At 30.9% G+C, this 13,625-nt stretch carries 12 protein-coding genes; 11 read left to right on the top strand and 1 reads right to left on the bottom strand.

Annotation, left to right across the window (positions count from 1 at the left end):
* Position 1: 1 nt before the first annotated feature.
* On the bottom strand, positions 2 to 406 hold the full coding sequence (locus SPD90_RS13275) for a RusA family crossover junction endodeoxyribonuclease (protein WP_320625769.1): 405 nt from the start codon (positions 404 to 406) through the stop codon (positions 2 to 4).
* A 62-nt stretch (positions 407 to 468) separates the two neighbouring features.
* Between SPD90_RS13275 and queG the strand changes: the two genes are divergently transcribed.
* The 11 genes from queG to SPD90_RS13220 all read left to right on the top strand — a co-directional run bounded on the left by queG (position 469) and on the right by SPD90_RS13220 (position 13,562).
* Positions 469 to 1,380 (top strand): tRNA epoxyqueuosine(34) reductase QueG, encoded by a 912-nt coding sequence (queG, locus tag SPD90_RS13270; RefSeq protein ID WP_320925536.1) that lies wholly within the window; start codon positions 469 to 471, stop codon positions 1,378 to 1,380.
* A gap of 98 nt (positions 1,381 to 1,478) precedes the next feature.
* The gene (locus tag SPD90_RS13265; RefSeq protein WP_320625767.1) at positions 1,479 to 3,698 is read left to right on the top strand and encodes an ATP-binding protein; all 2,220 of its coding nucleotides are present in this window, start codon (positions 1,479 to 1,481) and stop codon (positions 3,696 to 3,698) included.
* A gap of 266 nt (positions 3,699 to 3,964) precedes the next feature.
* On the top strand, positions 3,965 to 4,594 hold the full coding sequence (gene nth / locus SPD90_RS13260; RefSeq protein WP_320625766.1) for an endonuclease III: 630 nt from the start codon (positions 3,965 to 3,967) through the stop codon (positions 4,592 to 4,594).
* Positions 4,595 to 4,602: 8 nt separating this feature from the next.
* Positions 4,603 to 5,958 carry a VanW family protein gene (locus tag SPD90_RS13255; RefSeq protein WP_320925535.1) on the top strand — a complete coding sequence of 452 codons (1,356 nt, stop codon included), beginning with the start codon at positions 4,603 to 4,605 and terminating at the stop codon, positions 5,956 to 5,958.
* Between the two features lie 106 nt (positions 5,959 to 6,064).
* The gene (gene trmL, locus SPD90_RS13250) at positions 6,065 to 6,535 is read left to right on the top strand and encodes a tRNA (uridine(34)/cytosine(34)/5-carboxymethylaminomethyluridine(34)-2'-O)-methyltransferase TrmL (protein WP_320625764.1); all 471 of its coding nucleotides are present in this window, start codon (positions 6,065 to 6,067) and stop codon (positions 6,533 to 6,535) included.
* A 28-nt stretch (positions 6,536 to 6,563) separates the two neighbouring features.
* Positions 6,564 to 7,409: a DegV family protein gene (locus tag SPD90_RS13245; RefSeq protein WP_320625763.1), complete on the top strand. Its 846-nt coding sequence runs from the start codon at positions 6,564 to 6,566 to the stop codon at positions 7,407 to 7,409.
* A gap of 335 nt (positions 7,410 to 7,744) precedes the next feature.
* Positions 7,745 to 8,779, top strand: a complete 1,035-nt coding sequence (locus tag SPD90_RS13240; protein WP_320625762.1) for a BMP family lipoprotein — start codon at positions 7,745 to 7,747, stop codon at positions 8,777 to 8,779.
* Positions 8,780 to 8,913: 134 nt separating this feature from the next.
* Positions 8,914 to 9,960 carry a BMP family lipoprotein gene (locus tag SPD90_RS13235; protein ID WP_320625761.1) on the top strand — a complete coding sequence of 349 codons (1,047 nt, stop codon included), beginning with the start codon at positions 8,914 to 8,916 and terminating at the stop codon, positions 9,958 to 9,960.
* A gap of 14 nt (positions 9,961 to 9,974) precedes the next feature.
* Complete coding sequence (locus tag SPD90_RS13230) at positions 9,975 to 11,546, top strand: ABC transporter ATP-binding protein (RefSeq protein WP_320925534.1); 1,572 nt, start codon at positions 9,975 to 9,977, stop codon at positions 11,544 to 11,546.
* Positions 11,536 to 12,627 (top strand): ABC transporter permease, encoded by a 1,092-nt coding sequence (locus SPD90_RS13225; RefSeq protein WP_320625759.1) that lies wholly within the window; start codon positions 11,536 to 11,538, stop codon positions 12,625 to 12,627. Before SPD90_RS13230 ends, SPD90_RS13225 begins: the two co-directional genes overlap by 11 nt.
* The gene (locus SPD90_RS13220; protein ID WP_290693721.1) at positions 12,627 to 13,562 is read left to right on the top strand and encodes an ABC transporter permease; all 936 of its coding nucleotides are present in this window, start codon (positions 12,627 to 12,629) and stop codon (positions 13,560 to 13,562) included. The genes SPD90_RS13225 and SPD90_RS13220 overlap by 1 nt, the downstream gene beginning before the upstream one ends.
* Positions 13,563 to 13,625 lie beyond the last annotated feature (63 nt).

The following is a 13,625-nucleotide window of genomic DNA, read 5'->3' as shown; positions in this document are numbered from 1 at the left end:
TTTATTTTTCTATTATATTGTATGATACATCGTATTTAGATACAGGATACAAGTAAATTTCAACACGAGGATTTTCTTTATCTATATAGTCGAATAGTAAAACAGGTCTAAGCTGCTTATCGTTTTTTATCATACCGCTTTTTTCTATTCCATCACAGATACTTTTAGGGTAGTTGTGTAAATCACCTCGTCGTCTATCAGGAAAGTATAATTTTAAAACGGTGATTAGATCCTCTTCTACTTGTTCGCCTTGATATTGTTGATTTATATATCCTGCAATCATATTTTCATAAGCTAAATATTTAGAATGCTTTCCTTTTGCTGGCATCCAGGCTTGACCGTGAATATTATGAAGTTTAAAATTAGACTTACTAATAGGTCTACCTGGGATTGTTATTTTTATCAAGTTATCACTCCCTTACCTTTAGTTATTATAAGTCGAAATTGTAATTTATGAAAGGATATTTTATGAATAAGAATAGATTGAAGGAAATTTGCGAGAGTAAAAATATAGATATTATGGGGATTGCGCCTGTTGGACCTTATTTTGATTTGGAGAAAATTTTGATAGATAGAAAGCAAAAAGGTCATCTGACAGGAATGGAAGAGCAGGATATTCAAAAGAGGATAAATCCTAAGCTAATAATGGAGGATGTTAAATCCATAATAGTCTGTGCGTTTCCGTATTATATTGGAGAATACGATGATGCTAATATATCTAAATACTGTTATGGCGAGGATTATCATATTGTCACAAAGAAGCTTTTGACTGAGGTATGTTTGGATATTCAAAAGGAGGTCGAGGATTTCAAATACGAAATTTTTGCAGATAATGGACCCTTAGTAGATAGATATTTAGCTTATTTAAGTGGGATAGGATATTTTGGAATAAATAACAATATAATCACGGATAAATACGGCTCTTATATTTTTATAGCGTATATTGTAAATAATTATGATTTTCCAGCTGATGAGCCTGTTGAAAAAACTTGTATAAAATGTAATAAATGCGTCAAATATTGTCCGGGAAATGCAATTTTAGGTGATTTTGAAATGGATCCTAGAAAATGTCTTTCTTACATAACTCAGAAAAAGGATGAGCTATCAGAAGAGGAAGTAAATTTATTAAGAGAAAATAGAAAAATTTTTGGATGTGATATATGTCAAGATGTATGTCCACATAATCAAAATATAGAGCTTACAAAAATAGAAGAATTTAATCAAGCTATAATTACAAATTTAGATAAAAATGAAATAGACGAAATTTCGAATAAAGAATTTAAAAGAAGATATAAAAATAAAGCTTTTAGTTGGAGAGGAAGAAAAATTATCAAGAGAAATATGGATATAATTTTAGACAAAAATAAAATTAACTCTTAAAAAATTTGCTAAATAAAATAAATATTCATAATTAATAATACAACTGAAACATATAATTAAATAAGTTGAAAATATTATTGTGTTGAGGGGAGAGGACTATGAGAAAATTTAGTAATACTTCTGAGATAGAACCTAATGATGGTATTATCGGTCAAGAAAGAGCAGTAAGGGCGATGACATTAGGTTTAAAAATGAATAATCCAGCTTATAATATATATGTTTCAGGAGATTGTGGAAGTGGAAGGATTACTTACACAATAAAAGCGATAGAATCACAGGAAATAGACCAGGGTAGAATTAAAGATTGGTGTTATGTATATAATTTTAAAAATCCTAGATGTCCTATTGCTATAGATTTTCCTGCTGGAAGTGGTAAAGAATTTAAAGATGATATCAAAAATCTAATCGACAATCTGACAGATAAAATAAACGACACATTTGAAAATGAAGAATATGAATTGACGAAAAACAAGCTACTTCAGAGCTATGAAATCGAAAAAGAAAAATTATTAAAAAGCGTCAAGCAATATGGAAAGGAAAAAGGATTTAAGCTAAAAAGTAGTAGCTCAAGCTTTATATTTGTTCCGATAGACGATAATTATGAGGAGGAAACCTCAGCTGAGGAATTTTATCAGACAAAGACGGAATTAGAGGAAATGGTAATACAGGTTTTGTATAAATTAAAGGCATTAGAGGAACGAATAAAACAGGTTGTAATCGATACAGAGAGCCAAATGGGAAAAATGGTAGTACTTCCATGTGTAGAAGTACTTAAAAATAAATACAGCGATAATCAAAAAGTAGTCGAGTATTTGAAGGATTTAGAGGAGGATATTTTAGAGTATATATATTTGTTTTATTTAGACGAGGAGGATTTAAAGGAAAAATACGATAAAAACCATTTATCAAAATACGAGGTCAATTTATTTGTAAGCAAGGAGAATTTTTCTCCTATAATTATAGAAAGCAATCCAAAGCCAAGTAATTTATTTGGAAAAGCAGAATACGAATACCAAAACGGAAACTTAAAAACAGATTTTACAAAAATAATACCAGGCTCAATTCACAAGGCAAATGGAGGATATTTGATTTTATATGCAGATCAATTATTGAGATATGCAAATTCATGGGAAATATTAAAGCAAACTCTCAAAAGCGGTCAAATAGAAATAGAAGGTCAAGGATTTATAAATCCAACTCCAATTCCATTAGATTTAAAAATTATCCTTATAGGAAGTCATTATTTATACAATCTTATCTACTACTATGATCCTGAATTTATGAAGTATTTTAAGGTATTTGTGGATTTCGACGATGAAATGGATAAAACAGAGGAAAATGAAGACGCTATAAGTGGATTTATTTCATACCAATGTCGAAAAAATAATTATAAGCATCTGACTTATGAGGCCGTTACAAGAGTGATGGATCAGAGTATGAAGATGGTAGAGGATAAGAATAAGCTATCTACAAATTTTAATAAAATAATGGAAATAATAAATGAAGCAAATTTATATGCAGCTATGGATAATTCGGAGTATATAGAAAAAAATCACATAGAAAAGGCTATATACGAGAAAAAACACAGAATAAATAAAATAGAACAAAAAATAGATGAATCCTACAATAGAGAAAACACATTAATAGAAATAAAAGGAAAGCAAGTAGGTATAATAAATGGATTATCTGTATTGAGTACAGGGGAACACTCATTTGGAAAGCCATCTAGAATAACAGTGACGACAGCATGTGGAAGCAGGGGCATTGTAAATATTGAAAGAGAAGTCAAAATGAGTGGTTCTATTCATAATAAAGGGGTATTAATATTAGAAGGATATTTAGCAGAAAATTTTGCTCAGGAGTTTCCTCTATCTTTAAATGCCTATATTTGTTTTGAACAAAATTACGGTGGTGTAGATGGAGATAGTGCATCGTCTGCGGAATTATATGCCTTGTTATCCTCCTTGAGTAATATTGGAATCAAGCAAAATATAGCAGTAACTGGTTCGATTAATCAAAAAGGTCAGATTCAGGTGGTAGGAGGGATAACTAAAAAGGTTGAAGGCTTTTATTATTGCTGCAAGAACAAAGGTCTTACAGGTGATCAAGGAGTGATTATTCCTGCTAATAATGAAGATAACTTAGTGCTATGTGAAGAAGTTGAAGAAGCAATAAAAACTAAAAAATTTCATATTTATAAAGTAAACAAAGTAGAAGAAGCTATGGAAATATTAACAGATGAAAAATTTGATACTATAAAAAAATTATCTATGGATAAACTGACAAAATACAGCCAGTGTAAAAATAAAGAAATGTAATTTTCTGATATGAAATACATTTATTTAAAAATTAGTTGAATTGAAAATAAGAAATCAATTTTGGGAATATTACTATACTCAAAATTGATTTTTTTTGACGAAAAAGGAAAAATATAAATAAAATATTTTGTAATATATTGAGAGATTTTATAGATAATAAATTTATAGATGAAATAAAAAAAAGCTTAAATTTAGAATTTTGAAGGTATTGTAGTTTTCGATTTAAGCTTATAAAATAGAAATGAATAACCAAGGGGGACTTAAAAATGAAAGATGTAAATAAAATATTAGATAAATTAGAAGAAACATATCCAGATGCGCAATGTGAGTTAAAATACGAAACTCCATTTGAGCTTTTAGTAGCAACTATATTATCTGCGCAATGTACAGATGTCAGAGTAAATAAAGTAACTAAGGAGTTATTTGCAAAATACAATACACCAGAGCAATTTGCAAATTTAACAGAAGAACAAATAAGTGAAGAAATAAGAAGCTGTGGACTTTACAAGAGTAAATCAAAAAAAATAAGAGAAACATCTAGAATGATATGCGAAAATTTCGATGGAGAAGTACCTCAAACCTTAAAGGAATTAACTACACTTCCAGGAGTAGGAAGAAAAACTGCCGATGTAGTTTTGAGTAATGCCTTCAACCACGATGCTATAGCAGTTGATACACATGTATTTAGAGTTACCAACAGAATAGGAATCGTAAACACTAAAACTCCTGAAAAAACAGAGTTTGCATTGATGGAGGCAATTCCTAAAAATAGATGGTCTCATTCGCATCATCTATTTATATTCCATGGAAGAAGAATGTGTAAGGCTAGAAAGCCGGAATGTGATATATGTCCAATAAAAGAGGATTGTGATTACTATAATAATGAGCTAGACTAGGAGTTTATTTGAGGATACTATTAATTACTATAAAGGAAGGAATGACGGCGTTGAAGAGACTTATACTTTTAGTAATATTAGTAATTGTTTTTATAATAGGAAAAGCTGATATAGTAGATGCTTTTAATTTTAATGAAAAAATTTATAAAAATGTATATATCGATAATATCGATTTATCCAGCTTAACTAGAGAAGAAGCAAAGCAAAAAGTGAATTCTTATATAGAAGAAAATAGATGCTTTGTATTAATTTACAAAAATCAAGAGATAATAATAGATAAAAGTAAATTTGATGTAGATTATAAGGTCGATAATTTAATTGAGCAGGCTTATAAAGTAGGAAGAAGTGAAGATATAATTTCAGATATAAAAACAAGGATAAGTTTACGCAGAGGTGATAAGAAAATAGTTCCATTTGATTGTAGTTATAGTATTTCAAAAATAGACAAACTAATAGATGATCTCAATTCAAAAATTTATATAGCTCCAGTAGATGCAACAGCAGAGATTTCAAATGGAGAGATAATTGTGACAGAGGATAGCTATGGACAAACTATAGATAAAAATAAATTAAAAGAAATCATAACTTATAAAATAGAAAATTTAAATTGTGAAAAGGCTGAAATACCGATAAAAACTATAGCTCCTAAATACACATATTCGCAACTAAAAAAAATAAACACCTTATTAGGCACATATGAGACTTATTTTAATCCTAACAATACAAATAGGGTAGATAATATAAGTGTAGCTGCAAATTCAACTAGCAATATAATTGTAAATACAGACGAGAAATTTTCTTTTAATAATATACTGGAAAGTACAGGAGCGAGAAGTAGGCTAAAAAATGCGCCGATTATTTTAAATGGAAAACCAGGAAGAGGCTTAGGTGGTGGAATATGTCAGGTTTCCACTACTATTTATAATGCAGCATTATACGCAGGAATGGATATAGTTGATGTGACAAATCACTCCATACCTAGCTTATATGCTAATAAAGGAAGAGATGCGACTGTATCGTACGGATATATCGATTTTGTATTTCAAAATAAGAATAAAACTCCAATAATAATATACAATCAAGTTTTCAAAGGCAGGATTGTATCGAGTATATATGGAAGCGGAGAAGACAAAAAGAACATAGAAATTAAGACGGAGGTAGTAAAGGTTATTAAAAATAAGAAAATATATAAGCAAGATTCTAGTTTACAAAAAGGAACGGAAGTGGTTGAACAAGAGGGAAAATTAGGATATACTGTAAATACTTTTCGTTTATACAAATTAGACGGAGAGGTTTTAAAAAAGGAGCTAATAAATACTAGCTATTATCCGCCTCGTGACGAAATAATTAAAATAAACAAATGAAGTTTTTAAATAGTAACTTTTTTTGATATAATAAAGCTTAGGTTTATAATTTTATAAAAATTTTTATGCAAATAATTAATAAGTATATTAGTATAAGGAGGAAAAAATGTCATTAAATGTTGTATTAGTAGAACCTGAAATACCTCAAAATACTGGAAATATAATAAGAACTTGTGCAAATACAGGAACAACTTTACATTTAATAAGACCTCTAGGGTTTTCATTAAAGGATAAATATTTAAAAAGATGTGGACTTGATTATTGGGATATTTCAGAAATAAGATATTACGATAGCTTTGAGGAATTACAAGAAAAATATCCAGATGCAAAATATTATTTTGCTACAACAAAAGCAACTAAAGCTCACTCAGATGTAGAATATGAGGACGGGTGTTTTTTCGTATTTGGAAAGGAAACAAAGGGACTGCCAAACGCTTTAATAGAAAAAAATATTGAAAATTGTATTAGAATACCTATGTTGAATTTAGAAAAAGCGAGATGTTTAAATTTATCAAATTCTGTTGCTGTAGTAGTATATGAAGCTATGAGACAAATTGGATATCCAGGAATGAGATAGCAATTTTATAATAAAGGAGTTTTTAACTATGAGCAAGATAAAAATAATTTGTGACAGTATGTCAGATTTAACTAAAGAACAAATAGAAAAGTACGATATAGAGGTTTTACCTTTAACCGTAATATTAGAAGATAAAGAATACAAAGATGGAATAGATTTTGAGTTAGATGAATTTTATAAAATATTAGAAGATAAAAAAGTATATCCAAAGACATCACAAGTAACATATGGACAATTTAAAACTGTATTTGACAAATATATAGCTGAAGGAAGAACAATTTTCTATGTAGCATCATCAGCAAATGCTACTGGAAGCTATCAAAGTGCAGTTATGGCTAAGAATGACACAGATGGAGAAATATATTTATACGATGCAAGTAATTTAACTTTTGGAGCTGGAATATTTGTATTAAGAGCTGCTGAGCTAGTTGAACAAGGAAAGAGTGTTGAAGAAATAATTCCAGAGCTTGATTTGATAAAAGAAAAATACTGTCTAGTATTCTCTATAGATTCTTTAAATCACCTTCAAAAAGGAGGTAGAATATCTTCTACAAAAGCTGTTTTAGGGAATATATTAAATGTAAAGCCTATATGTGAAGTAAAGGATGGATTAGTTACTCAGCTAGGTCAAGTTCGAGGTAAGAAGAACATTATAAATAAATTAATTGAAGCTACAGAAGAATTAACTAATGGTCAAATCGACAATAAAGTTATGTACGTTGGGTATATGGACAATGTAAAAGAAAAAGATGCACTAATAGAGGTTTTAAAAGAAAAATACAATCCTGAAAAGATAGGAACATTTAGAATTGGTTCTTGTATAGGCTCACATTCAGGACCTGGAGTTTTAGGAATATTAAGCTTTAAAAAATAATATATTTTAGTTATTGGCAAAAATATATAATACATAGGATTATTTAAATAAGTTGTAAAGCAGATATTTATTTTACAGCTTATTTTTTTATGGAAAAATACGAATAAAGATTTAAAATATGAAAAATAAGTATTGATTTTTTAAAAAGAAAATAGGATAATGTAAATACATAAAAATTCGTGCTATTTCGACATATAAAACAAATATATTAATTTAAATATACAATAATATTTAAATTAATATACATTAAATAAGATTAATTTGACTTATAAATAATATATAGAAATTTGCACAAAATAAAAATAGTAAATAATAGACAACTACAGGAGGAAAATATGCAATTTAAGAAATTATTTATGACAGGACTTTCAATAGTTATGATGAGTTCATTACTAGTTGGATGCGGCGGTAATAATGCGGCGAAAGAAGAGAACGTATATAAAATAGGTATGATCTCCGATACAGGAGGGGTACACGATGAATCCTTCAACCAATCTACTTGGGAAGGTCTACAAAAGGCTGAAGAAAAATACGGCAAAGATAATGTACAAGTAAAATATGTAGAATCTACTCAAGAAGCTGATTATGTTCCAAATATAGAGACATTTGTAGAAGAGGATTTAGATTTAATAATAGGTGTTGGTTATAAAATGGCCGATGCAATAGAAACGGCAGCTAAAAATTATCCTGATACACAATTTGCAATAATAGACCATTCATATGAAACACAACCAGAAAATGTTACATCATTAATGTACGAAGATAATACAGCATCTTATTTAGCAGGATTAATAGCAGGTAAAATGACTAAAACAAATAAAGTAGCATTTATAGGTGGAATAGAGAGTCCAGTATTAGCTAAATTTGAATATGGATATAAGGCAGGTGTTAAGGCTGCAAATCCAGATTGTGAAGTTATAGCTAGATATGCTAATACCTTCAGTGATTCTGCATTAGGAAAATCTATAGCTAACCAAATGCACAAGGATGGAGTAGATATCATATTCACAGCAGCAGGAGCAGTTGGAACAGGAGCAATAGAAGCAGCTAAGGAAAACAACAAAATGGCTATAGGTGTCGATGTAGACCAAAGTCCTCTAGCGCCAGACAACATAATAACATCAACTATGAAAAATATAGATGTATCAATTATTGATTTAGTTGGACAAATGATTGATGGAACTTACAAAGGTGGCGAGGTTGTATTAAATACACTTGCTAGTGGTGGTGTCGGATTATCTGATACAACAAGTAAAAATGTTCCACAAGACGTTATGGAGTATGTTGAAGCAGAAGCTCAAAAGATAAAAGATGGAGAAATTAAGGTTCCGTCAAATGAAAAAGAATACCAAGAAATAGTTGGAAAATAGTTTTCAAATAAATAGCTATTGAGTAGAGATACTTGATAGTTATTTATTTAAAATCAAAATATCTATCTAGTTATAAATAATATACAAAAATTTGCACAAAATAAAAATATAATAGACAGCTTTAGGAGGATACTATGCAATTAAAAAAGATACTTGCAATTGGACTTATATGTACGATGATAGGTTCGTTATCAGTTGGATGTACTAATAAAGGAAATACAGATAATGTATCTGAAGATGGGAAAATATACAAGGTAGGGATGATCACTGATACAGGTGGTGTTAATGATGAATCGTTCAATCAATCTACTTGGGAAGGCTTACAAAAGGCCGAAGAAAAATACGGCAAAGACAAGGTCCAAGTTAAATACCTAGAATCTAATCAGGATGCAGATTATGCTCCTAATATAGAGACATTTGTAGAAGAGGATTTAGATTTAATAATTGGTGTTGGATACAAAATTGCCGATGCTATAGAAACAGCAGCAGCAAATTATCCTGAAAAGCAATTTGCAATAATAGACCATGCATATGAAAAACAACCAGAAAATGTAACTTCATTAGTATATGAAGATAATACAGCGTCATATCTAGCAGGATTAATAGCAGGTAAGATGACTAAAACAAACAAGGTTGCGTATATTTCTGGAATGGATAGTGTAGTGTTAAATAGATTTAGATACGGATATAAAGCCGGAGTTAAGACTGCTAACCCAGATTGTGAAGTAATAGATAGATGTGCAAACAGCTTCAACGATTCTGCATTAGGGAAATCTATAGCAAACCAAATGCACAAAGACGGTGTAGATGTTATATTCACAGCAGCAGGAGCAGTTGGAACAGGAGCAATAGAAGCAGCTAAGGAAAACAACAAGATGGCTATAGGTGTTGATACAGACCAAAATGATTTAGCTCCAGATAATGTAATAACATCAGCAGTAAAAAACATAGATGTATCAGTTATTGATTTAATAGGTCAATTAATAGACGGAACTTATAAAGGTGGTCAGGTTGTAATAAATACACTTGCTAGTGGCGGTGTAGGTATAGCAGATAGTACTGACAAAAACGTTCCAAAGGATATACTTGACTATGTTGAAAAGGAAGCTCAAAAGATAAAAGATGGTGAAATAACTGTTCCAGAAAATGCCGAAGAATATAAAGAAATATTTGGAGAATAGCAAGGAGGTATATCATGGAAAATAGTTATATAGAGTATAGTCATAAAAGTATACAAATGAAAAATATAACTAAAAAGTTTGGTGATTTTGTAGCAAATGACAATATAAATCTGACTGTACATAAAGGTGAAATCCATGCTCTTTTAGGAGAAAATGGAGCAGGAAAATCAACTTTAATGAATATTTTATATGGGCTATATACTCCTACTTCTGGTGAAATCTATATTAATGGAGAACTTACAAATATAGAAAACCCTACTGTTGCTATTGAAAAGGGAATCGGTATGGTGCATCAGCATTTTATGTTGATTGGAACCTTTACAGTCGCTCAAAATATAATTTTAGGTAGTGAAACTACTAAATTTATGGGTGCCTTAGATATGAAAAAGGCTATTAAAGATGTAGAGGAGTTATCTAAAAAATACGGTCTGTCAGTAGATCCAATGGCTAAAATAGACGATATATCAGTCGGAATGCAACAGAGAGTAGAGATATTAAAGGCTCTATATAGAGGAGCAGATATGCTTATACTTGATGAGCCGACAGCAGTTTTAACACCACAAGAGATAGAAGACTTAATAAAAATAATAAGAAATTTAACTAAAGAAGGTAAGTCAGTCATTATAATCACGCATAAATTAAAGGAAATAAAAGCAATAGCAGATCATTGCACGATTATAAGACGTGGAAAATATATCGACACTGTAAAAGTTGACGAGGTAACAGAGGACGATTTAGCGACTATGATGGTCGGTAGAGAGGTTAATTTCAAAGTCGATAAAAAAGCATCTGAACCAACAGACACAGTGCTAAAAATAGAAAACTTAGTAGTAAAAGACAATAGAAAAATAAACGCTGTAGACAATCTATCATTAGAAGTAAAAGCAGGAGAAATACTTGGAATAGCTGGTATAGATGGGAATGGACAAAGTGAACTAGTAGAAGCTTTGACTGGACTTAGAAAGTCTTATAGCGGAAGTATAAAGATAAATGGCAAAGAAGTGAAAAACAATACGCCAAAACAAATATTTAAAAAGGGTATAAAAAATATACCTGAGGATAGACATAAGAGAGGTCTTCTACTTGACTTCACAGTTGCAGAAAATACTATTTTACAAAATTATAAAGAAAATAGATTTTCTAAAAATTTCATAATAAATCAAGATGCGATGAATGAACATGCTAAATCTATAATTTCTAGATTTGACGTCAGACCTACAGATTACACTCAGAGAACGAGAGCGCTTTCTGGTGGAAATCAACAAAAGATAATAATCGGTAGAGAAGTAAACAATATAGAAATGTCTAGAAAAGAAAATCACGAGCCACAGCTTTTAATAGCGACTCAACCTACGAGAGGGCTTGATGTTGGGGCTATAGAGTTTGTTCATAAATCGTTGGTAGAGCAAAGAGATGCAGGAAATGCAGTTTTACTAGTTTCTCTAGAACTAGACGAAGTAATGAATGTATCTGATAGAATCGCAGTAATGTACGAAGGAAAAATAGTAGGAATTGTAAATGCCGATGAAACAGACGAAAATGCTCTAGGACTTATGATGGCAGGAGGTGCTAATAGTGGAGAATAAGTTATTTAAAAGCAAAAAAATAATAAATGATACTTTTATATTTTCAATAGCATCTGTTGTTTTAGGTCTTTTAGTCGGAGCTATAGCGTTGATTCTTTCTGGACACAATCCTATTACAGTTTACAGTGCATTAATAGAAGGTATAATAGGAAAGCCTAAGTATATAGCGTGGACTATAATCAGAGGGACACCTCTAATACTTACAGGTTTATCAATTGCATTTGCATATAAAACAGGACTTTTTAATATAGGTGCTGAAGGGCAATTTATAATAGGGGCGCTAGTTGCAGTATTAGTTGGTGCAGGAGTAGATTTACCAGCGTTTATACACATACCTCTTACTTTGATATCAGCTGCTTTAGCAGGTGCTTTATGGGGAGGTATATCAGGCTGGCTAAAGGCGAGATTTGGAATAAATGAAGTTATATCAAATATTATGTTGAACTGGATAGCATTTTATTTTAGTAATTTTATATTGATGACTACATGGTTAAAGGTTCCTAACAGCGAGACATCAGTTCCAATAAAAGATAGTGCGAAAATAAGCATAGATTGGATGAAAGGCTTAGTTGGTCCAGCTACTAGTGTAAACTGGGGTATCATAATATCTATAGTACTAGTTCTTATAATTGCATTTATATTGAAAAAAACAACTCTAGGATTTGAGCTTAGAGCAGTTGGATTTAACAAGTTTGGAGCTGAATATGCAGGTATAAATATAAGAAGTTCTATGGTAAAATCGATGGCAATAGCTGGCTTATTAGCTGCAATAGCTGGTGCAATACAGGTTATGGGAGTAACTAATGTTATAACAGTACTTCCAGCACAAGAAGGATATGGATTCGATGGTATAGCTGTTGCACTTATCGCCAACAATAATCCTATTGGAGTCATATTCTCAGGATTATTATTCGGTGCATTTAAATACGGTGGAACAAAGATGCAGTCAGTTGGGGCTCCATCTGAGGTAGTCAATATAATAATCGGATCTATAGTCTACTTCATAGCACTAACTAGTGTCATTAGAATTTTATATTTAAAAATCAGACAAAAAAGAACAAGTAAAGGGGGTAGTGAATAATGAATGATTTAGCAATAATCCTTAGTACGACGTTAATGTATTCTACTCCTCTTATATTTACAGCGCTTGGAGGAATATTCTCGGAGAATTCAGGTATAGTAAATATAGGGCTTGAAGGTATGATGACAATAGGAGCGTTTGCTGGAGCGACAGCAGGGGTTTTAACTGGAAATCCATGGATTGCATTTTTGATAGGAGGAATAGCGGGAGGTTTATTTGCGTTAATACATGCGATTGCAACTGTAAGCTTTAATGCAGATCACACTATATCGGGTGTTGCGATAAATCTTTTGGCTCCAGGTGTTGCGTTATTTACATCTAAAATATTATTTAATGGTTCAGTTACAACTCCGACTATACCTATGGAAAATAAAATACCAAGACCTTTTAATGGAGTTTTTGAATATGGAAGTATATTAGATACTATATTTAATACTTACGCAACTACTTATATAGCATTGGCTATGATATTTGTAGTTTGGTTTGTATTGTATAAGACTAAGTTTGGTCTTAGAATAAGAGCAGTTGGTGAGCATCCAGGTGCAGCTGATACTTTGGGTATAAATGTATCGAAGGTAAGATATATAAGTGTAATACTTTCGGGAATACTTGCCGGCTTAGGTGGGGCGTCTATGAGCTTGGCGATAGTTTCAACATTTAGACCGTCTTTAATATCTGGACAAGGATATATAGCTTTAGCTGCTGTTATATTTGGTAAATGGAGACCACAGTGGGCTGGAGCAGCTTGTATATTATTCGGATTTTCGACAGGACTTACAGTTTATTTAGGAAATCCAACATTAGGAATAAATATAAACGAAAATCTATTATCTATGTTGCCCTATGTAGTTACATTAATAATGTTAGTTTTATTTGTTAAAACATCGAAGGCACCAGCGGCTTTAGGTAATCCATATAAAAAAGGTGAACGATAAAATAAAAGTACCATGTTTGAAAAGAGCATGGTACTTTTTCTTTATTCTAGCTTTTCGGAGTGA

The organism is Intestinibacter sp., from assembly GCF_034113885.1.
Classification (GTDB): Bacteria; Bacillota; Clostridia; order Peptostreptococcales; family Peptostreptococcaceae; genus Intestinibacter.
The sequence above is the reverse complement of the archived record's forward strand: the minus strand, read 5'-3'. Positions and strand labels throughout refer to the sequence as shown.